Below are 19,892 nucleotides of genomic sequence, written 5' to 3' on the forward strand. Positions count from 1 at the left end.
GTATAAAAGTGAATATGCTTTATTCAAAAAAGGATTTAGAACTTTTTTGCTTACATCATGCAGTCATCTTTTTTTATTAATATTTTGTTAGCCAAATATCAACAATTCATATATGAGATAATTGATATAATTCAAAAGAATAGCCTAAAAATAATTTTTACTTTTCTTATGATTTAAGGATCGGGTGGATGCAAAGAATGTGGAGTCAAGACTTTGAACCTCTTATAAAAAGAAGTCTGATCTTTATGCTTTTTATATGGATGACTGCTTTCCTACCCCAATATAGCTCTGCTTCTCAAGGAAATAATATTTTGAATACAAGTAATTGGTTAAATGACCCATCTGCTAAAGAAAATATTGAACAAGGATTGACTGCATTCGTTCCTCTGGATGATGCATTTGCCAGTATTGCCTCTCGTATTCATCTTATTCGAAAAGCTCAACATACCATTGATTTACAATATTATATTTGGAACAATGATTATGTCGGTCAGTTGATGCTCAAAGAGTTATTAAAAGCGGCAGATCGTGGTGTAAAAATCCGTCTTATTATTGATGATCAAAATGGTAATAGGCTTGATCCAACCTTAAGAGCTTTATCTCAACATCCCAATTTTCAAATAAAACTGTTTAATCCTTATCAATTTAGACATTTTAGAGTATTAGATTACCTGTTTAGGTTAAAACAGATCAATCATCGTATGCACAATAAACTGATTATTGCAGATGATACGATTGCTGTTACTGGAGGTCGAAATATTAGTAGTGAATACTTCGATGCCAGTTATAAGTTTCAGTTTACAGATCTTGATATTTTATTTTATGGCACTGCTGCCGATCAGGCTGAGCGCGTTTTTAAAGAATTTTGGAATAATTCACTCAGTGTTCCTTCACATCAATTGATTGGAAAAGGAAAAGCCAAACAGCTTGTAGAACTTAGACAAGCTTATGAAAATATTGGAAATAGTTACAGTCCTACAGAAAATCGAATCAACGAAGCACAAAATGAACTCAATGAAGCCTTACAGTTACGTCCAGTACAGTGGGCAAAAGCCTATTTTGTGGCAGATCATCCAGATAAGATTTTAGATCAGGCCAGTGATCAGGGGCTTATTTATAATCAGATGATTGAAATAATGGGCTACCCTAAACAACATATGGAACTTGTTTCTGCCTACTTTGTTCCAACTGATCGAGGAACTGAATACCTGTCCAAATTAAGTCAGCAAGGGATGAAAGTAAGAGTTTTAACCAATTCTTTTGCCGCCAATGATGTTGCGATTGTTCATGCATTCTATGCTCAATATCGTAAAAGGCTTTTGGAAAATGGGGTGAAACTCTATGAATTTAAGCCGTTATTAGAGCGAACAAAACCAACATGGTATGAAAAATTGACTGGACGAGTCATTCCAGCCAAAGGAAAAAGTAGTTCAAGTTTGCATGCGAAATTTTTCGATATTGATGGAAAAGTTTTTATCGGTTCATTCAATTTCGATCCAAGATCAGCACACTTAAATACAGAAGTCGGTTTAGTCGTAGAGTCTGATGAGTTACAAAATGAAATTACAGAAACGCTAGATCAATATTTACCGCAAGTTGCTTACGAACTTAAACTTAATGAGCAAGGCAATATAAACTGGATTGAATATAAAAGTGATGGAAAAACAGTGATATATAATGATGATCCAGATACCACAAAATTTCAGCGATTTATGATGAAAATAGTGGCTTTTTTACCTATCGAATGGATGATGTGATTAGACTTTACATTCAAATAGGCATAAGCCCTGAATTTCTAATGGAATACGAACTTGCGTAAAACCAGCATCTTTAAAAACTTTTAGATGTTCGGTTTCAGACATATATAGCTCATTATTTTGCATCGCATCTTCAGCAAAAAGATGATCACACACAAAATAAGTTGCTTTAGGTTTTAGTAAATTCATAACTACTTGATGAAAATCAAAAGCATAAGTTTTATGTCTTAATTCATGTAAAGCCTGATGAATAATAATATAGTCAAATTGTTCTAGGCTCTTTTGCCAGTTGGCTTGCTTGAAATCACCCACTAAGTAGGTCGCTCGTTGAGATTCATTTGGGTTAAGCTTCTGCAAAGCTAGCGTATGCATGACTTCTGAAAAATCAAAGGCTGTATATTGAATATCAGGTAAATGTTCTAATAAATATTTACCCAAGAATCCTGGCCCTGATCCTAGCTCTAAAATTTGAAGTTTTGAATTGTTATTTTGTTCAATATTTTGCAGATAATAAGAGAAAAAATCATAACGCCACGGTCGCTTAATATTTGCCGATAACTCCCATGCTTTAGCATCATCAAAATTTTTTAAATTTATTGGGCTTTGAATATCTAAACTCATGCTTCTCTCATTTAATTTTTAAACTAAACCAATATTTTCAAATAATGCACGATAAGCCTCTGCTTTTTTTTCTAGCGATAAAGGATAGGCTCTAGAAGAAGATGGCATGCGATATAAAGATAGCTTTCGTTCTAAAAAATAGGTTTGAGTAGACTTCCCTATTTGTGGTTTTTCAGTATTTTCTGGCAAGGATAACATGAGTGTATCTGTTGCTTTATCACCCGTCGTCATCACGGTATTACACTGTGGAATTTGCTCAAGTAAGTCTTGTAAATTGGTTGGTGTAATAATTTCAAGAAACTTATCTGCGGCATTGCCTTTTAAACGTCGGATTTGCAAAGCCGTATCAAAAATTGCAATTCCCTTTTCGATTAAAAAGTCTCGTATTTGCTGTTCTTTAAACTTTTTGTTAGCCAAATCCAAAAAATGATTTTTATCATTAAAAAAGAGATAACCAAAAATTCGCCACATATCATTTTGAAAATTCGGATAATAAAAATCCATTTTCCATCGTTCTTGTGGTGGAGGAAAGCTTCCTAACATGAGTAAACGCGCATTTATAGGCAAAAAAGGTTGAAGCGGATGAGATTCTATTGCCTGTTCATTTTCATTCATTGCATCTATCTTAATGAAATTAAATATGGAAAAATGATTAAACCCAATATATCAAAATGATCATACAAAAGACTATAAAAAAGCTCGCCTTTCTTAGGCAAGCTTTTTAGTATTCTATGCGTTTAAAATCTTCTATCGAAGACCACTGAGTTCATCGTCTGTAGCCAGAACTACCGAGGTTAAAATCGGTGCGGCAAGGATAATAGGTACAATGATAATCCACAGGTCTGTGGTTAGCTTACTTGAGAAGGAGAAATGGATAATAATAGCAGCCAAAATTAATACGGCTAACAGTACAGCCATGAATCGAGTTGCAAATTTTAAAAGCATTTTTTGATCTCATGTTGTTTATAGTTGCCATCAGTATAGTCCTTATTTTCATAATAGCCTACTTTTTTTATGGAATACATGCCTCAATTTTAGAACTCTTTAAAGATATGAATCATTCCCCAATTGCGCTCTAAATTTCAACTGAATATTTTTTATTTAATTGCATGATTTTATTAATATTTTATTACAAAAGTATAGTTTTATCGGACTCAGTTTGCTATGTTAAAAGTGCATTTAGCAGGCCATAACTTTCCTATCACTTTAAAAATATGTCGACGAGAGACAGTATGAATATACGTCCAATTACTCCAGATGATTTCAATCCTTGGCTAGAGCTATGGAAAGGTTATCAAATCTTTTATAAGGCCAACATTAGTGATGAAATCACCAAAACCACATTTGATCGATTTAATGATACAAATGAACCCGTTTATTGCTTGGTTGTAGAAAATGAAACTCATGAGCTTGTAGGTTTTGTGCATTATATTTTTCATCGAAGCACATGGACGATCGAAAATTATTGTTATTTACAGGATTTGTTTGTTAATCCCAAACAGCGAGTTTCAGGTCTAGGGCGCATGCTGATCGAAGCTGTTTATGGTGATGCAGAAAAAAATCATTGTTCGCGCGTTTATTGGCTAACGCAAGAAAATAATTATCAGGCACGTATGCTATATGATCGTGTTGCAGATCAAACTGGTTTTATTCAATATCGAAAATTATTCAAATAATCAAAAATTAAAGAGATAGCACTAAATTTGATGCTATCTCCTAAATATATTAGCCTAATTTATTGACGAGTCTTAAAGGTAAAACTTTCATGGCAATGCCCATAGGTAGCCACGGCCATTGTGGAACGTAAGCTTTAACAGGCTCTTTTTCAATAGCTTTGACCAAAAGACGCGATCCCGTTTTTTCATCTACCTCAAATGGTAAATGTTTCGCGCCTTCATTTAACTCGGTACGAATATATCCTGGAAAAATAGTCGAAACTTTAATGGGTGTATCAATCAATTCGGCTCGAATACCTTCGGCTAAGTGAGCAACAGCCGCTTTGCTTGCAGCGTAAGTAGAAAGATGTTTTGGTAACCCCCGCATCGCACTCATTGATGAAATAACAACTAAATGCCCTGATTTTTGTTCACGGAAAATTTCAACAGCAGCTTCACATTGCGCCAGTGCAGAAATAAAGTTAGTTTCTGCTGTGGCTCGATTAATTTCAAAATTACCTTTACCAATACGACGACCATTGCCCACGCCTGCATTGACAATAATACGATCAATCCGACCGAAGTCTTGTTTAAATGCTCTGAATACTTCAAAAACTTTATCATAATCAGTCACATCTAGAACTTTTGCAATTACTTTTATACCATGCTGTTTTTGCAATTCTGTTTGTAACTCTTGTAATCGTTCCAAACGTCTAGCACAGATCGCCAAATTATAGCCTTTCTTTGCAAATTCTCGTGCCATGCCCGCTCCTAATCCAGAGCTTGCACCTGTAATCAAAATTGTTTTTGTCATAATAAAATCCTTTTATATCCATGTAAGCAGATCTGGATTTTCTGCTTTGATAAAATGATGTTCGTTTAAACTTAAAAGCTGTGGTTCATTTCCTACCAACCGCAATGTCGTTAAGCTGGTATTGGCAATTGCCCAATTTAATGCAAAAGTGCGGTTTGGATTTAGTTCTAAAATCTTTCCAGCAGCGACAGAAATTACTCCACCCGAAGTGAAAACGACTGCATATCTGGGTTTACTTTGTGCAAGCTCATTACATAAATCCTGCAACGCAGTTTCTACACGTTGCTTAAAGTCTGGCCAAGATTCTTCATATTCATGATGAAATTCGCCCTCTGTCCAACGTGTAATTGCACCTTCAAAAATTTTGGCTAAGTACGCACGAGGATTAGCTTCTTTGGCCACATCTGCTTTGAGCAATTCAGGTTGTTTAAAGCGTGGTTCATAATGTGCAAAAACTTGCTGATGATTAAATTCATTCCAACCAGCATTGGTATGAACCATCGTTTCGGGAAAACTCTCTTTTAATGCACCTTGAGCAGTTTGCAAATGACGCTGCATCGTACCCGCAACAACGTATGGCTGCTCTTTTAAAATGTCTTTAAAATAACGCCCTAGTAATGTGGCTTGAGCTTCGCCGTTCTGAGATAGTTCATCATAATTGCTTTTACCAAAAGAAGCCTGACCATGACGTACTAAATAGATGGTAGTCATTTTTTTAGCACTCTCTGTACTTTATCTAGATATTTCTGAGCAATCTCAGAATCCTGTAGTTTTTGTTGTGCAATTAACTTTAAAGCACGAATATGCAAAGCATGAATCACGATCCAAAAATCTTTAAATGCAGGATTTCGAGTTTGTTTATGGAAGTATCGATAATAAATTTGTTGCGCAATGACTGCTAAACGAAATACACCAAATACTTCATAGAAGGTCCAGTTTTCGGTACTCAAACCTGTTTTTTCCAGATAGTAGTCGACCACTTGCTTACGAGTAAACATGCCTTTCAAATTGGTGGGTTGTCGGCGAGTCGATTTAAAAATCATATTATCGCTCTCTTCCACCCAATAAGCTAAAGCACTGCCCAAATCCATAAGCGGATCGCCTAATGTCGCCATTTCCCAATCTAGTACCCCAATCACCTGAGTTGGATGTTGTGGATCTAAAATGACATTATCAAAGCGCCAATCATTATGAATAATACAGGTGGTAGAGTCTTGAGGAATGTTGCTCAGCAGCCATTTTCTGACGTAATGGAATGACGGCACATTGATGGTTTTCGCCTTGTCATAACGTTTGTCCCACCCTTCAACTTGTCTACGGCAGTACCCTTCTCCCTTGCCAATATCAGCAAGTGGTGTATTTTGATAAGGCACTTGATGTAATTCAATCAACTTATCCAGTACATTTATACAAAGTTCACGAACATCTTGCTCTGTAAAGTTAAGTTCAGGGGGAAGTTTGGCACGAGGAATTATTCCTTCAACACGTTTCATCACGTAAAAATCACAGCCAATGACAGATTCATCCTGACATAACGCCACCATTTCAGGTACAACGGGGTAAGATTCTGCAAGGTTTTTCTGTACTAGATATTCACGTGCCATATCATGTGCCGATTTGGCTTTAGTTCCAGCGGGTGGACGACGTAAAATCAAATCGACATTGTCATACTGTAAACGATAAGTCCAATTGGAAGCTCCACCTGTATATTGGGTTACTTTCACGTCGCCAAGTAATGCTATTCCTTGTTGTTTAAGCCAGTTTTCTACTGCTACAACATTAAGTTCTTCGCCTTCTCGAACCTGACCGCCAATATCAATGATCGACATATATTATCCTTTAATGCTTTAAATCTAATTTGATGATTTCTTTTTTGTACTATAACCACGTTTTGCCAATTCTAGTTTGGCAATCATGCCTTTATGCACCTCATCAGGACCATCAGCTAAACGCAAACTACGTGCTTGTGCAAAGAATCCTGTCAAAGGCGTGTCCCTAGAAACCCCTGCACCGCCATGTAGTTGGATCGCCATATCGACCACTTTTTCAAGTACACTTGGCGCAACGACTTTAATCGCCGAGATTTCAGTCAGTGCTGCCATATTACCCATGGTGTCCATTTTATAGGCAGCATATAAAGTTAATAGTCGTGCTTGATCAATTGCAACGCGAGCTTCTGCAACACGTTCCAGATTACCACCAAGTTTCAAAAGTTCTTTGCCAAAAGCTTTACGAGACATGCCACGATCGATCATAAGCTCCAAAGATTTTTCCGCTGCGCCAATACAACGCATACAGTGATGGATACGACCAGGTCCTAAACGCCCTTGAGCGATTTCAAAACCCTGACCTGCACCACCAATAAAATTCTCAACAGGCACACGGACGTTATCAAAGCTGATTTCGCCATGACCATGTGGTGCATCATAGTCGCCAAATACAGGCAGCATCCTTTCAATCTTTACGCCTTTAGTATCAACAGGAACCAAGACCATTGAATGTTGATGATGACGGTCTTTGGTTTCATCAGGCGTATGCGCCATAAAAATAATGATTTTGGCATTTGGATCGCCCAAACCAGATGACCACCATTTACGTCCATTCAACACAATTTCATCGCCATCAATGACAGCAGTAGCTTGCATATTAGTCGCATCGCTGGAAGCAACCGCAGGTTCAGTCATACAAAAAACCGAGCGGATTTTTCCTTCTAATAAAGGTTTTAACCATTGCTGTTTTTGTGGCTCAGAACCATAACGCCAAAGTACTTCCATATTCCCACTATCTGGCGCATTACAATTAAATATGGTCGGTGCAAGTAAACTGCGTCCTGAAAGCTCTGCAATATGGGCATATTCTTGTACAGATAAACCTGCACCAAGCTCAGCATCGGGTAAAAACATATTCCATAAACCCGCTTGTTTGGCTTTGTCTTTTAATATTTCAAGCTGAGCTGGCCATCTCCAGTTTTTCCAGTTCCCATCTGGGTTAAGCCCATGCACTTCATTCCAAAAATCTGTCTCAATCGGCTCGATTTCATTTTCTATAAATGTTCTTGTTCTTGAAATAAAATCCTGTGCGCGTTCGGATAGTTCAAACATGATGATTCCTTTAATTTGTGTGTCATTTTGCTTTACTTGAAGATACGCTCAAATCTATTATGCATGAAATGATTTTATTAAATACAAAACTATGAATACTATTCATAACTCAAACGCTCAAAACCATTATTTGGATCTTGCTTTATTTCATCGCATTGATATCAATTTATATCCACTGTTTGTTGCAATTTTTGAACAAAAAAGTATTTCAAGTGCTGCGTTGAGTCTGTCTATTAGTCAGTCTGCGGCGAGCCATGCTCTGCAACGCTTACGATTGCAACTTAATGATGAAGTATTTGTACGTCACGGCAACAAAATGCTTCCTACGCCCTTTGCTGAACGAATTTATCCAGTGATCAAAACAGCATTGCTGTCAATTCAAAATATTAGCCAACAAAAGCAAAACTTTGATCCGAGTCTGATTAAAACACTAAAAATTGCTATTCATGATGAAATTGAGCCGCTTATTTTTCCTAAGTTAATTGATCATTTTCAAGGTATTGATCCAGACATTCAGTTCAGAAGTATTAAGCTAAATCGAAAGACCATCCAAAACGATTTAACTACGCAACAAATTGATTTTGTGATTGATTTAGAACACAATTTGGCTGAAAACATTGCTTTTAATCGTTTAGTTACAGATCGCTATGTGATTTGTACACAGCAAACTGAAGTCACAAAACATATTTACCAATCTGCACCGCATATTGGTGTTTCGTCTCGGCGGGCTGGCGTTTTACTAGAAGATGTTTATTTAACTCAAAATAATGTTTCCAGACATGTTTTCCTCAGATGTCAACATTATTCAACTGCGTTACAAATTCTTGAACAGAATCCATTTGCAATGCTTACTTTACCAAAAACCATTTTGGAACATCTTTTTTATGCAGAAAATTTAAAGATTCATGAATTACCCTTTTATTTCCCTCAGATTCATATTGGTTTATTTTCTAATGATGATTTAAGTGAAAATTTAAGGTACCAGTTTTTAAAGCAAGAAATAATTGCTTTATTTACTTAGGCTATTTTAACTGGCAAGCTATTTTACTTTCCTGAAATGTTTGTAATGCCATATGCCTCATGGGAAAGTCGGTTTAAGATAGATTTAAGATGTATTTCTTACATTGCTTGCTTCTCATCAGGTGCCGATTTATGTTGTATTTTCTACGTCAAGTCAGAGCATCTCTCCCAGTCCTCTCTCTTGGTTGTTTTAATCTAATCATTGCTTTATGGCTTGCGATTGCATTAAATCTTAGTTTTTATAAACATGTTCAATCCTTATCAGGATTTCATAGCGGGTTTGCTGTAGTTTGGCTTTGCATTGTAGCAATTTGTCTCACTGCTTATTACAATTTGTACTTGCAAGTTTTAAACTGGAAATGGACTGCAAAACCTATCTCAATTATTTTGATTTTTTTAGGTGGAATTAGCGCTTATTTTACTAATCAGTTAGGTGCTTATATCTCTCCAGAACAAATCCAGAATGTGATGCAAACGGATTTGGCGGAAACCAAACAATTAATGAACGTTCCCTTCTCTGTTTGGATTCTTGGAATGGTTATTTTACCTATTTTAATTGTCTGTTTAGTTCCAGTTGAATATCCTGTATTTAAAAAAAATATAATCCAAAAAATTGCCTATATTATTATTTCTTTTATTATTTTACTAATTTTGGTATTAAGTAACTATTTAAATTTTACCAATATATTTCGGCAACACAAAGATATTCGCCAATTAATTTCGCCAGATAATGTTTTAAACTCAAGTTATAAATATTTTCATCATTTACATAAAAAGAATTTACCTTTAGTTAAATACGGTCAGGATGCAAAAATTATTTCGCTACACACTGAACCATCTAAACCCAAGCTGATGATTTTAGTAGTTGGCGAAGCTGCGCGTGCAGAAAGTTTTTCACTCAATGGCTATACGCGTAATACCAATCCCCAGTTAGCACAAATAGAAAATCTGATTAACTTTAGTCAGGTCAGTTCTTGTGGTACAGCGACAGCGGTGTCTGTTCCTTGCATGTTTTCAGGCATGACCAAAGAACAATATGATGCAAATCTAGCTGTCCATCGTGAAGGTTTACTCGATATCGCACAACGTGCAGGCTATAAAGTGACGTGGATCGATAACGATTCTGGTTGTAAAGGGGCTTGTGATCGAGTCAATAACATTAAAATTAGTAAAAAGCTCAAAAAGCAATATTGTCGCGATGATGGTTTTTGTCTAGATGATGTCTTACTCATGAGCCTACAACGTTATTTGGCATCTATTCCATATCAGGATAAAACACCTCAACTAATCGTGTTGCATCAGCGTGGTAGTCATGGCCCTGCTTACTATAATCGTACTACATCAGAATTTTCACCATTTCAACCGACCTGTAAAACCAGTGCAATTCAAACTTGTGACCGCCAAAAATTAATGAATAGTTACGATAACACCATTCTTTATACCGACCATATTTTAAGTGAGATTATTCAAAGTATTGATAAAAACAAACAGTACCAATCCGCACTTTGGTATTTATCCGATCATGGTGAATCGACAGGTGAAAATGGGATTTATCTTCATGGTACAGTCTATTCACTTGCACCTTCACAGCAAACGCATATTCCAATGATCATGTGGTTTTCAAATGATTGGAAAAATGGTCACGCCACACAAGTTGAATGTTTAAAATCTCAACATGATCAGAATTTGAGTCAGGATAATTTATTCCCGACACTTTTGTCATTACTAGATATAAAAACCAATGTGATTGATTCCAAATTTAATATGCTAGATCAATGTCATGTCTTTCAGGATTAAATTGATTTGAATCAAACCGAATTTAGCGCGTGCAAAATTCGGTTTATTTAAAACTAATTTTTATTTAAATACTTTAAAACGTACCGCGTCATCGATATACGCTTTTTCACCTGCTGGTGCTTCGATCGAGCCAAAGACCAATTGAGCACGAAGTTTCCAACTACTTGGAACTTCCCATTCAGCATGCACTTTATCATCTACAATTGGATTATAGTGCTGCAAAGATGCACCTACATTCTCAGCAGCCAAAGCTGTCCAGACTGCGAGTTGCGCCATAGCTGTTGAATGCTCTGCCCAAACTGGAAAGTTATCTGCGTATAAAGCAAATTGCTCTTGTAAACTTGTGATCACATCTTGATCTTCAAAAAATAAAATAGTTCCTACGCCCGCAGCAAAGCTATCCATTTTTGCACTGGTTTTAGCCGCTGCTGCCTCATCGGTTGCATATTCACGTAATTTTTCTTTAACAAAGTTCCAAAATTTTTCATGTTCTTGATTAAATAATATAACAGCACGTGAAGACTGCGAATTAAAAGAGGATGGACTTTGACGAATTGCTTCCTGAATTAAATCAGTAAGTTGATCTGTTGTATGAGAGAGATTTTTGCCAATAGCATAAATAGTACGACGATTCTGCAAGAGTGGAAGAAGCGTATTAGACATTGTATTTTTCCTAATGATACACAACAAATTTTAAAGAAGATAAGAAACATATTTCTCATTCTTTATAGCATTTTTTATGCCATTTAGTCGCATTACTTCATTAGAAAAAATACAATAATATATTGAATTATTAACAATAATTAAAATTTACTAAATAGAACTTGTTCAGAGACTTCATTCTTCCAGATTTGACGCAAAGTTGGTAAATAAAAGCTTTCACCAATTTCAATAAGTTCTGCATCCATCAAACTATGGACTTCATGAATAAACACATAATCTAAGTCGACCAACGAAAGTTGAGCGTGTTTGATAGAAATTTGTTTACGTTTAATTTGAGCTTTTTTAACAAGCTGGTTGGCGAATTCTTTATCTTTAAATGCAGTAATAGCATTTAAACGCAGCTCGATAATGCCCCACGCTTCTAACAACTTTTTAAAAGTTTCAAAGTCTGTCGAAGTCGATTCCCATGTGGCATCTTCCAAATTATTGTCTTCAGGTAAAACAGGTAACAATAACTCTGCGGTACTTGGAAAGATTTTTTTGAGATTAATGAGGAATTTAACAGGTTGTTCACTTGGATAGTCATTAAATTGAATATGTTTTTGAACATCTGTTAAATAGACATCGATCATAGTAAATTTCATCAGCAGTTAATATCAAGAGGCATATATTGTACGCACATCGAGATCAGATACAAACTGCTGATGTGTTTATTTCGACTTATTTAGCGTTAGGAAATACCATTTGTTCAGGTTTAACGACATCGTCAAACTGCTGTGCAGTCACTAGACCTAACTCTACGGCCACCTGCTTGAGCGTTTTATTTTCCTTATAAGCTGTTTTGGCAACTTTTGCAGAATTTTCATAACCAATTACAGGATTTAATGCGGTAACCAGCATCAATGAATTGTGCAAGAAATAATCAATTTTTTCTTTATTTGGCTCGATGCCCACAGCACAATGTTCATTGAAACTATTACATGCATCACCCAATAGCTGAATCGACTGTAATAAGTTAAATGCAATCACAGGCATAAAAACATTCAGTTCAAAGTTACCCGATGCACCAGCAACATTAATCGTTGTGTCGTTACCTAACACTTGGGCAACAACCATGGTCATTGCTTCGCTTTGTGTTGGATTGACCTTACCTGGCATAATGCTTGAGCCTGGTTCATTTTCAGGAATACGAATTTCACCAAAACCACAACGTGGGCCACTAGCCAACCAACGAATATCATTGGCAATCTTGTTTAAACTTGCAGCAAGCGTTTTCAGTGCCCCTGAAGCAAAAACCGCTGCATCACGACCCGCCAAAGCCTCAAATTTATTTGGTGCAGTCACAAATGGCAGACCTGTTAGCGTTGCCAGTTGTGCAGCAGCTTTGACAGCATAATCAGGATGCGCATTTAAGCCTGTACCTACAGCTGTACCACCGAGTGGTAATTCATATAAGCCTTCAAGCGCCTGCTGTAGTCGTTTTAAGCCATGATCAAGCTGAGAAACATAACCACTAAATTCCTGCCCCAAAGTTAGAGGCGTGGCATCCTGTAAGTGAGTACGACCAATTTTTACGATATCAGCAAACTCATCGGATTTCTTTTGGAGTGTCTCTCTTAAACTTTTTACTGCTGGAATCAACAGTTCATTGATTTGAAGTGACGCAGCCACATGAATAGCGGTGGGAAATGAATCATTGGTCGATTGCGCACGATTGACATGATCATTTGGATGGACAGGTGACTGAGAACCCAGTGCATTCCCCAACTTTTGATTGGCAATATTAGCAATCACTTCATTACAGTTCATATTACTTTGTGTACCAGAACCTGTCTGCCAAACCACAAGTGGAAATTGAGAATCCCACTGTCCCGCAATGACTTCTTCAGCTGCACCAACAATGTATTGACTCAAATCTTGAGGAAGTTGTGCTAACTCTGCATTGGTGATTGCAGCTGCCTTTTTAACCAAACCCATTGCACGGATCATTGCACGTGGCAATCGCTCCTGACCAATCTTAAAGTTTTGCAAACTACGTTGCGTCTGGGCACCCCAAAGTGCATCATTCGGGACTTCAACGTCACCCATTGTGTCATGTTCAATTCGAGTTTGCATAAAAACCTCTATTCATGTTGTTTAAGACAATACGGGCTGGAGCAATTACATTGCTTGGCTAGTGGCAAGATACTAATCAACCTGGGCATTTTTGTAAATAAGAATCATTTTCTTATTGACCTTTTAATGTGTTTTGATAGAAACGCCATTCATCTTCAATCATTTTTTCCAAACTACGTTTTGGTTTCCAATTAAGTAGTTGCGCTGCTTTGGAAATATCAACGCCTAGGTGAGCCAACTCTTCATGTGAATATAACGCCTCATGGGTTTCAATTGGCGCAGTTGTTACTTCACTAATGACCTTAATTAAAGCCTCTATGGAAGTGAGATGATCTTGAGCAATATTAAAGCTTTCACAACAATGTTGCTGATTGCTTAGCCAATATAAACTTGCAAATACCGCTTCACAAACATCGAGTACATGGATAAAACTACGCTCTACAGTCTTATCCTGCGTCTCGACATTTTTGTGTAGTTCCAAAGAATCACGCTGCATAGCAGCCACTTGGAGGGCTAAAGGCACTATATTTTTAGGAAGTTGGGCGACATTTTCACCCAAAACTCCATGTTCAAATGCCCCGACAACATTTGAAAGACGAAGTATTGCAACTTGCCATTCATTATCTGTTTTTACAGTATCACGAATAATTTCCTCAATCATTTGTTGTGACTTGATATAAGGATTATCGTAACTAAAATTAAAAGTCTCATCCTCATTCAGTGCAGTCCCACTTTTACCATATATGGCTACACTGGAAAGATGAACAAGTCTACGTACACCCGTACGCTGCATAGAACGCAACAAGCTCATAATACAACTAACATTGTCGTTATAATATTCTAGCGGTTTTAATCTTGATTCTTCTAAAGACTTAAAACCTGCTGTATGAATCACAGCATCTATTGAGTATTGTTCAAACACTTTATTTAGCGCAGGTGTATTTCTCACATCAACTTTAACAAATGGAACGTACATCCCTGAAATATACTCAAGACGTTCTAAAGTTTGTAATGATGCATTTGCCAGATTATCGACTAATATAACTTCCTGACCTTGCGCCATAAGACTCAAAGCAATATGTGAACCGAGAAAGCCTAAACCACCTGTCACCAAAATCATTGTATACTTACCTACTTATTACGATGTGTATGACTCATCACAGACCTGACTCATCACCAAAGTGAAATTTCAATGAGTACATTACTGTTAATTACTTCTGCTCCTACTTCTATTCATGCATGGCATGCTTTTGAATTAGCTCAAGCACTCCATCAAAAAGGTGAAATATTTCATGTTTTCTTTTACCAAGATGGCGTACAAGTTGCAAATAGTTTGCAGTGGTTTCCCGACGACCAACGCCATTTAACATATGAATGGCAAAAACTGTCCATTCGTTTGCCTGTTTGTGTAAGTGCAGCACTAAACCGCGGCATCTGTGATCAAGAAAATGCTAAACGCCATCAACTATCTGATTCAAACCTTGCTCAAGGTTTCGAGCTGGTAGGACTTGGAGAGCTTGCTGATGCATTACAATCATCCGCACGTATTGTTCAATTTTAAACATGTTTTGTATTGTTAGAGTGTTGCTTTTAAAAGGTAAATTGTGTGAAAACTGTACTCGTGATTTTAACGCATGCAAATTTGGGTGCTTTACAGGTCAATGAAAGCATTGCAGCCACAATGGTGTTTGCGACATTTGGCACGCAAATAAAAGTATTATTACAAGATGCTGCTTTAAGTCTTTTAAATTCTGAAGTCATATTTGATCCGCTTAAGCATGCTTTTAAAGCGGGTTCTAATATGGTTGAAAGCTTTGAATTTTATGACCTTAGCCCGATTATGGTTGAATCGAGATTTCAGGATCATCCTTTGGTAAGACAGAGCCAACAGGAAATTGAATTTATTGAACTCAATGCCAAATTCATTCAATCTTTCAATTATGTTTTGTACTGGTAAGGAAATGGCACAATGAATCGTACTCTTTATTTAGTTCAATGTTGCTCTTCGTCTACTCAGAACATTTTAGCAAAACTCAAGCAGATTTATAGCGATCATGATCATGTCGTTTTTTTAGGAGAATCTGTTGCAACGTTAAATCAAGCAGATTTAGCTCCTTTTTCTCAGCGCTATTGTCTAGAGACTGAACAAGTATTGTTAAATCCTGATTTAGTTTCGACTTTGACTTTATTAAACTATGCCCAATTTGCGGATTTAGTTTTACAATTTGAACGTTGTATTTCTCTTAAATAAAAGATTTTTGCTTAGGCTATTTTATGCAGTTAGAACTTGATCAAGATGGGCATCTTGTAGATTATACGATTTGGAATAATCAAGTCGCACAACAACTTGCTAGCTCTATAGATTTAGAGTTAACAGATTGGCATTTTGAAGTTTTACATGCGGTACGCCAATTTTATCAACAGTTTGGACATTCTCCTGCTACCCGACCACTGATTAAGTATTTAATGAAAACGATTAGCCCTGAAATTGATAATGCTATGCTTCAGCAAAGATTTAATACAGGTCTGGTCGCACGGCATTTAAGTCGTTTGGCGGGTATTCCAAAACCTGCAAATTGTTTATAGTTACTAAAAAAACCACTTTAGGCAAACTTTTTGGCAAAAGTAACGCAACCAATCACGCCAAAGGTGATAAATAGCATGATCCAACTGATGGATTCATGTAATAACAACGCCGCCAAACCTAATCCAAATAAAGGCTGTAATAGTTGTAATTGACCCACAGTGGCAATTCCACCTTGTGCCAAGCCGTAATACCAAAAGAAAAAGCCTATTAGCATACTAAACAAGGACACATACAGCAGCGCAAGCAATGCCGAAAAAGATAAATGTGCGATTGTTTGTGTCGAAAAGTTGAAGATTGTGATCATTAACATCATCGGTAAAGACATCACCAACGCCCAACAAATGACCTGCCACCCGCCTATTTTTCGAGAGAGCTTTCCGCCTTCTGCATAACCTAATCCACAGACAATAATTGCGGCCAACATATATATAATACCAAGCAGATTTGTTGCACCATTTTCAGAGTTTGGCGCATTTTCTAGCAATATATACAGTAGGACCAAAGCACTTCCTAACAAGGAAAATATCCAAAAAACAGGTTTCGGTTGCTCTCCGCCTCGTATCACTGCAAAAATTGCAGTGCTTAAGGGCAACAAACCCACAAAAATAATTGAATATGCGGCATTGATATACTGTAAAGCCAATGCAGTAAATAGCGGAAAACCAACAACAACGCCAAGTGCCACATAGATTAGCCCGACAACATCTTTTCGATCTGGTTTATTCACATTTAATAATTTCAGTAAAATCAAGGCAATAATACCTGCAATCACAGATCGACTACCTGTTAATAGCCATGGGTTCATATCCATCACTGCAATACGTGTCGCAGGTAAAGAGCCAGAAAAAATAATCACGCCCATAAAACCACTACACCACGCCAAAAATTGAGGATTCATATCTCAATTACTCTTATTTTCATGACTATATTTATAATTCTGTGCTATGTTTTTGGACATAGACAATTCAGTACAATTTTAAAAAACTGTACTGTATAAAATCCCAGTACAGCCAGATGCGACAGCCATGACTAAAATCGAACAAGTGATTGATTACATAGATATGCAATTAAAAAGTCGTCGCTTAACCCCCAGTATGCGTTTACCTTCAGTCAGACTTTTAGCCAAAGAACTTCATTTTTCCGTATCAACAATTGTTGAAGCCTATGAACGCATGGTATCGATGGGGATCATTGAAGCCAGAGCAGGTGCAGGTTTCTTTGTTTGTGCGCCGCTTGAACCACTTATTCTTTCTAATATTGAACCCATTCGGGAAAAAAGACTTGATCCGCTCTGGATTTCACGTCAGCTTCTAGAAGCCTCTCCACAATTAATTAAAGTCGGTTGTGGCTGGTTACCTGATGATTGGATGCCACATGAAAGTTTGCGAAAGGCAATTCGTGATGCATCAAAAAGTTCAATCTCTGAACTTGTTCATTATTCCTCACCATTAGGTTTATTGGGTTTACGTGAGCTATTGGCTAGGCGGTTATATAACAAAGCAATCGAAGTTACACCAGATCAAATTTTATTGACTGATTCAGGTTCATATTCTATCGATTTGATTTGCCGTTTTTTATTGAAGCCAGATGATGTCGTGCTTGTTGATGACCCCTGTTATTTCAATTTTCGAGCATTACTCAAAGTACATCAGGTTAAAATTATTGGTATTCCTTATACAGCTCAAGGGCCAGATATTGAAGCCTTTAAACAAGCCATTGAACAATATCATCCACGTTTGTATATCACTAATTCAGGAATTCATAATCCAACGGGCGCAACACTTTCACAACCTACCGCTCATCAATTGGTTTCTCTCATCGAACAAGCAAATATGGTGGTGGTTGAAGATGATATATTTTCAGATTTTGAAACTACGCATTCTCCACGTTTTAGTGCATTAGATGGTCTTAAGCACAGCATTTATATTGGCAGCTTTTCCAAAACTTTATCAGCTTCAGTTCGCTGTGGTTATATTGTGGCAAAAGGAGAATGGATTGATCATTTAGTCGATTTAAAAGTTGCGACCAGTTTCAGCAATAGCAATTTTTCGGCACAAATCTTATATCGGGCATTGACCGATGGTAGTTATCGAAAACACATGGAACAACTCAAGATTAAACTTGCAGAAGCAATGCAGTTCAATGTTCAAATGTTTGAAAAACTACAGATAAAACCCTGGATTATTCCTAAAGCAGGTATTTTTCTGTGGTGCGAATTACCAACTGATATTGATATAAAAAAAATGGCTGATTACTGTACAGAAAATGGCGTGGTTTTGGCTTTAGGAAGCTCGTTTAGTCAGTCGGATAGATTCCAACAGTTTCTAAGATTCAATGTTGCACAATGCATGCATCCAGATATTTTTTCAATCTTAGAAAAAGCCATGCGATATGCACGGCATGCACCAGCTTAATATTAAGCCTTTTTTATCTGGGTCTGTTTTATATGAGCTGCATACACGGGACTCAGCTTTGTTACAACCTGTCGAGCCTGTATTTCTTCGCCGCATTCCGAGCACGTCAAAATAGGTTTAAATATTTGTCCGCAACTTTTGTGCTGATACAACATTGGCGCACCTGCACCTCCATCCATCCATTTATCTGCCCAATTCGCCATAGACAGAAGCACGGGATATAACTCCATTCCCTTTTCTGTTAAACGATACTCAAAACGTTCCTGACGATCGACATAAGGAGTTTTTACCAATATTTCATGTTCGACCAAGCGTTTTAATCGTTCTGATAATACATGCCGAGTCACACCCAAATGTGACTGAAAATCATCAAAACGGCGTGTACCTAAGAAACAGTTACGCAAGATAAGCATCGTCCAACGATCACCCATAATGGACAATGTACGAGCAATTGAGCATGGTTGTTCGCCAATATCATCCCATTTCATTACTGCTCCCTCATGTTTGGCTTTGTCTTATCATACGTTTCATTGTATAAAAATAGCTAGTGATGATCATATTTTAAGTCGATCATCAGTACTATTTTTTATTGGTAAAACCATAACTGAGTAACAGTGATCTTACTTTTGGATTTGTTAAAATAAAGCGTTGAAATTGTACTGCGGCTTTATTTTTTTCACCCTGTGATGTCAGATTGATATAATAATCAATAGGATCATGCGTATTTACAGGGAAAACTCCCATGATTTTAACTTTCTTAGTGGTTAAGGCATCTGTTTGAAAAGTAATCCCGACATCACATTTTCCATTTTGGACTGCATTTAAAAGACCACGGCTATCTGAATTTTGTGTAATACGCTGCTGTAAATTAGAGAACCAACCTAAATGAGTTAAACTTTGCTTGGTATAAATTCCTAAAGCACTTGCATCTAGTTGGGCCGTGCATAAATTTCCTTTAAATGCTTGTGCAAACTTAAACTGTTTGGCCTGACCAAATGGAATGTCCATATTAACCGATGTAATCGCGACCAATTGATCACTCATTAGGTATTTGACACGACTTTTATTGACCACTTTATTTTGATTTAAAGCCTGTAGACTTGTTTTATCTGTTGATAAATAAATATCAGCATTTGTTCCTTGTTGCATTTGCTTAACCAAGGTCACAGGATCTATAAATACAGGAATTACTTTTTGATCAGGATTTTGCTGTTGATATAACTTTGTGATATCAGTAAATGCGTTTGCAAAACTTGGTGCTGCATAGATTTTTACTTCACTCGCCAAAGTAAAGCCTGTCATCATGCATAAACAAGAAAATAAACCAAACCGTGTTAACATGATTAAC

At 36.9% G+C, this 19,892-nt stretch carries 23 protein-coding genes; 9 read left to right on the top strand and 14 right to left on the bottom strand.

The genetic code is table 11. The features are described from left to right. The first annotated feature begins 245 nt into the window (after positions 1–245). Positions 246–1,757, top strand: coding sequence for a phospholipase D family protein (locus A7A69_RS00285; protein ID WP_152876171.1), 1,512 nt, complete (start codon positions 246–248; stop codon positions 1,755–1,757). Here the strand turns inward: A7A69_RS00285 and A7A69_RS00290 are convergent, their stop codons facing one another. From A7A69_RS00290 to A7A69_RS16745, 3 genes are all read right to left on the bottom strand, one after another. Continuing rightward, positions 1,758–2,378 (bottom strand): class I SAM-dependent methyltransferase, encoded by a 621-nt coding sequence (locus tag A7A69_RS00290; protein WP_152875922.1) that lies wholly within the window; start codon positions 2,376–2,378, stop codon positions 1,758–1,760. An 18-nt stretch (positions 2,379–2,396) separates the two neighbouring features. After that, the gene (locus tag A7A69_RS00295) at positions 2,397–2,993 is read right to left on the bottom strand and encodes a uracil-DNA glycosylase family protein (protein ID WP_120369115.1); all 597 of its coding nucleotides are present in this window, start codon (positions 2,991–2,993) and stop codon (positions 2,397–2,399) included. 132 nt (positions 2,994–3,125) lie between these two features. After that, entirely contained in the window at positions 3,126–3,323 is a 198-nt protein-coding gene (locus A7A69_RS16745) for a hypothetical protein (protein WP_151980643.1), read from the bottom strand. A 287-nt stretch (positions 3,324–3,610) separates the two neighbouring features. Between A7A69_RS16745 and A7A69_RS00305 the strand changes: the two genes are divergently transcribed. Beyond that, positions 3,611–4,054, top strand: a complete 444-nt coding sequence (locus A7A69_RS00305; protein WP_152875923.1) for a GNAT family N-acetyltransferase — start codon at positions 3,611–3,613, stop codon at positions 4,052–4,054. A gap of 49 nt (positions 4,055–4,103) precedes the next feature. Here A7A69_RS00305 and A7A69_RS00310 read toward each other — a convergent pair whose 3' ends face one another. From A7A69_RS00310 to A7A69_RS00325, 4 genes are read right to left on the bottom strand one after another with little or no spacing between them, the layout of a single operon-like run. Beyond that, positions 4,104–4,847, bottom strand: a complete 744-nt coding sequence (locus A7A69_RS00310; protein ID WP_152875924.1) for an SDR family oxidoreductase — start codon at positions 4,845–4,847, stop codon at positions 4,104–4,106. 12 nt (positions 4,848–4,859) lie between these two features. Further along, positions 4,860–5,558: a histidine phosphatase family protein gene (locus A7A69_RS00315; RefSeq protein ID WP_152875925.1), complete on the bottom strand. Its 699-nt coding sequence runs from the start codon at positions 5,556–5,558 to the stop codon at positions 4,860–4,862. Continuing rightward, positions 5,555–6,676, bottom strand: coding sequence for a phosphotransferase family protein (locus A7A69_RS00320; RefSeq protein WP_152875926.1), 1,122 nt, complete (start codon positions 6,674–6,676; stop codon positions 5,555–5,557). Before A7A69_RS00320 ends, A7A69_RS00315 begins: the two co-directional genes overlap by 4 nt. Before the next feature lie 24 nt (positions 6,677–6,700). Beyond that, positions 6,701–7,948, bottom strand: coding sequence for an acyl-CoA dehydrogenase family protein (locus tag A7A69_RS00325; RefSeq protein ID WP_152875927.1), 1,248 nt, complete (start codon positions 7,946–7,948; stop codon positions 6,701–6,703). A 91-nt stretch (positions 7,949–8,039) separates the two neighbouring features. Here A7A69_RS00325 and A7A69_RS00330 point away from each other — a divergent pair, with 91 nt between their 5' ends. After that, complete coding sequence (locus A7A69_RS00330) at positions 8,040–8,969, top strand: LysR family transcriptional regulator (RefSeq protein ID WP_152875928.1); 930 nt, start codon at positions 8,040–8,042, stop codon at positions 8,967–8,969. 131 nt (positions 8,970–9,100) lie between these two features. Then, the gene (locus A7A69_RS00335; protein ID WP_152875929.1) at positions 9,101–10,765 is read left to right on the top strand and encodes a phosphoethanolamine transferase; all 1,665 of its coding nucleotides are present in this window, start codon (positions 9,101–9,103) and stop codon (positions 10,763–10,765) included. A 60-nt stretch (positions 10,766–10,825) separates the two neighbouring features. On the opposite strand, the gene A7A69_RS00340 is transcribed toward A7A69_RS00335, so the two are convergent. From A7A69_RS00340 to galE, 4 genes are all read right to left on the bottom strand, one after another. After that, positions 10,826–11,428: a nitroreductase family protein gene (locus A7A69_RS00340; protein ID WP_151980651.1), complete on the bottom strand. Its 603-nt coding sequence runs from the start codon at positions 11,426–11,428 to the stop codon at positions 10,826–10,828. Between the two features lie 140 nt (positions 11,429–11,568). Further along, the gene (locus A7A69_RS00345) at positions 11,569–12,060 is read right to left on the bottom strand and encodes a hypothetical protein (RefSeq protein ID WP_152875930.1); all 492 of its coding nucleotides are present in this window, start codon (positions 12,058–12,060) and stop codon (positions 11,569–11,571) included. An 88-nt stretch (positions 12,061–12,148) separates the two neighbouring features. After that, a complete protein-coding gene (gene fumC / locus A7A69_RS00350; RefSeq protein ID WP_120369125.1) occupies positions 12,149–13,543 on the bottom strand; it encodes a class II fumarate hydratase in 1,395 nt (464 codons plus the stop codon). 112 nt (positions 13,544–13,655) lie between these two features. Then, positions 13,656–14,663: a UDP-glucose 4-epimerase GalE gene (galE, locus tag A7A69_RS00355; RefSeq protein ID WP_152875931.1), complete on the bottom strand. Its 1,008-nt coding sequence runs from the start codon at positions 14,661–14,663 to the stop codon at positions 13,656–13,658. 72 nt (positions 14,664–14,735) lie between these two features. On the opposite strand from galE, the gene tusD reads away from it, so the two are divergent. From tusD to A7A69_RS00375, 4 genes are read left to right on the top strand one after another with little or no spacing between them, the layout of a single operon-like run. Beyond that, positions 14,736–15,104 carry a sulfurtransferase complex subunit TusD gene (tusD, locus tag A7A69_RS00360; RefSeq protein ID WP_120369127.1) on the top strand — a complete coding sequence of 123 codons (369 nt, stop codon included), beginning with the start codon at positions 14,736–14,738 and terminating at the stop codon, positions 15,102–15,104. Positions 15,105–15,149: 45 nt separating this feature from the next. Then, positions 15,150–15,500, top strand: a complete 351-nt coding sequence (locus A7A69_RS00365) for a hypothetical protein (protein WP_187349138.1) — start codon at positions 15,150–15,152, stop codon at positions 15,498–15,500. A gap of 12 nt (positions 15,501–15,512) precedes the next feature. Beyond that, entirely contained in the window at positions 15,513–15,794 is a 282-nt protein-coding gene (locus A7A69_RS00370) for a hypothetical protein (protein WP_120369129.1), read from the top strand. Positions 15,795–15,817: 23 nt separating this feature from the next. Next, a complete protein-coding gene (locus tag A7A69_RS00375) occupies positions 15,818–16,129 on the top strand; it encodes a TusE/DsrC/DsvC family sulfur relay protein (RefSeq protein ID WP_120369130.1) in 312 nt (103 codons plus the stop codon). 17 nt (positions 16,130–16,146) lie between these two features. Here A7A69_RS00375 and A7A69_RS00380 read toward each other — a convergent pair whose 3' ends face one another. Further along, positions 16,147–17,028 carry a DMT family transporter gene (locus A7A69_RS00380; RefSeq protein WP_152875932.1) on the bottom strand — a complete coding sequence of 294 codons (882 nt, stop codon included), beginning with the start codon at positions 17,026–17,028 and terminating at the stop codon, positions 16,147–16,149. Between the two features lie 127 nt (positions 17,029–17,155). Here A7A69_RS00380 and A7A69_RS00385 point away from each other — a divergent pair, with 127 nt between their 5' ends. Next, entirely contained in the window at positions 17,156–18,544 is a 1,389-nt protein-coding gene (locus A7A69_RS00385; protein ID WP_152875933.1) for an aminotransferase-like domain-containing protein, read from the top strand. A 2-nt stretch (positions 18,545–18,546) separates the two neighbouring features. On the opposite strand, the gene A7A69_RS00390 is transcribed toward A7A69_RS00385, so the two are convergent. Together A7A69_RS00390 and modA are read right to left on the bottom strand one after the other, a co-directional pair. Next, a complete protein-coding gene (locus A7A69_RS00390; RefSeq protein ID WP_152875934.1) occupies positions 18,547–19,032 on the bottom strand; it encodes a winged helix-turn-helix transcriptional regulator in 486 nt (161 codons plus the stop codon). Positions 19,033–19,123: 91 nt separating this feature from the next. After that, positions 19,124–19,885: a molybdate ABC transporter substrate-binding protein gene (modA, locus tag A7A69_RS00395; RefSeq protein ID WP_152875935.1), complete on the bottom strand. Its 762-nt coding sequence runs from the start codon at positions 19,883–19,885 to the stop codon at positions 19,124–19,126. Positions 19,886–19,892: the final 7 nt, after the last annotated feature.

The sequence above is a fragment of the Acinetobacter guerrae genome (genome assembly GCF_009372255.1).
Lineage (GTDB): Bacteria > Pseudomonadota > Gammaproteobacteria > Pseudomonadales > Moraxellaceae > Acinetobacter > Acinetobacter guerrae.

What these genes read in the sequence shown, in the direction of transcription:
- fumC (WP_120369125.1), bottom strand. Translation starts at nt 13,543, where the DNA reads ATGCAAACTCGAATTGAACATGACACAATGGGTGACGTTGAAGTCCCG.
- A7A69_RS00380 (WP_152875932.1), bottom strand. Translation starts at nt 17,028, where the DNA reads ATGAATCCTCAATTTTTGGCGTGGTGTAGTGGTTTTATGGGCGTGATT.
- A7A69_RS00390 (WP_152875934.1), bottom strand. Translation starts at nt 19,032, where the DNA reads ATGAAATGGGATGATATTGGCGAACAACCATGCTCAATTGCTCGTACA.
- A7A69_RS00330 (WP_152875928.1), top strand. Translation starts at nt 8,040, where the DNA reads ATGAATACTATTCATAACTCAAACGCTCAAAACCATTATTTGGATCTT.
- A7A69_RS00310 (WP_152875924.1), bottom strand. Translation starts at nt 4,847, where the DNA reads ATGACAAAAACAATTTTGATTACAGGTGCAAGCTCTGGATTAGGAGCG.
- A7A69_RS00290 (WP_152875922.1), bottom strand. Translation starts at nt 2,378, where the DNA reads ATGAGTTTAGATATTCAAAGCCCAATAAATTTAAAAAATTTTGATGAT.
- A7A69_RS00340 (WP_151980651.1), bottom strand. Translation starts at nt 11,428, where the DNA reads ATGTCTAATACGCTTCTTCCACTCTTGCAGAATCGTCGTACTATTTAT.
- A7A69_RS00320 (WP_152875926.1), bottom strand. Translation starts at nt 6,676, where the DNA reads ATGTCGATCATTGATATTGGCGGTCAGGTTCGAGAAGGCGAAGAACTT.
- A7A69_RS00345 (WP_152875930.1), bottom strand. Translation starts at nt 12,060, where the DNA reads ATGATCGATGTCTATTTAACAGATGTTCAAAAACATATTCAATTTAAT.
- A7A69_RS00325 (WP_152875927.1), bottom strand. Translation starts at nt 7,948, where the DNA reads ATGTTTGAACTATCCGAACGCGCACAGGATTTTATTTCAAGAACAAGA.
- A7A69_RS00385 (WP_152875933.1), top strand. Translation starts at nt 17,156, where the DNA reads ATGACTAAAATCGAACAAGTGATTGATTACATAGATATGCAATTAAAA.
- tusD (WP_120369127.1), top strand. Translation starts at nt 14,736, where the DNA reads ATGAGTACATTACTGTTAATTACTTCTGCTCCTACTTCTATTCATGCA.
- A7A69_RS00315 (WP_152875925.1), bottom strand. Translation starts at nt 5,558, where the DNA reads ATGACTACCATCTATTTAGTACGTCATGGTCAGGCTTCTTTTGGTAAA.
- A7A69_RS16745 (WP_151980643.1), bottom strand. Translation starts at nt 3,323, where the DNA reads ATGCTTTTAAAATTTGCAACTCGATTCATGGCTGTACTGTTAGCCGTA.
- A7A69_RS00370 (WP_120369129.1), top strand. Translation starts at nt 15,513, where the DNA reads ATGAATCGTACTCTTTATTTAGTTCAATGTTGCTCTTCGTCTACTCAG.
- A7A69_RS00285 (WP_152876171.1), top strand. Translation starts at nt 246, where the DNA reads ATGCTTTTTATATGGATGACTGCTTTCCTACCCCAATATAGCTCTGCT.
- A7A69_RS00375 (WP_120369130.1), top strand. Translation starts at nt 15,818, where the DNA reads ATGCAGTTAGAACTTGATCAAGATGGGCATCTTGTAGATTATACGATT.
- modA (WP_152875935.1), bottom strand. Translation starts at nt 19,885, where the DNA reads ATGTTAACACGGTTTGGTTTATTTTCTTGTTTATGCATGATGACAGGC.
- A7A69_RS00305 (WP_152875923.1), top strand. Translation starts at nt 3,611, where the DNA reads ATGAATATACGTCCAATTACTCCAGATGATTTCAATCCTTGGCTAGAG.
- A7A69_RS00335 (WP_152875929.1), top strand. Translation starts at nt 9,101, where the DNA reads ATGTTGTATTTTCTACGTCAAGTCAGAGCATCTCTCCCAGTCCTCTCT.
- galE (WP_152875931.1), bottom strand. Translation starts at nt 14,663, where the DNA reads ATGATTTTGGTGACAGGTGGTTTAGGCTTTCTCGGTTCACATATTGCT.
- A7A69_RS00295 (WP_120369115.1), bottom strand. Translation starts at nt 2,993, where the DNA reads ATGAATGAAAATGAACAGGCAATAGAATCTCATCCGCTTCAACCTTTT.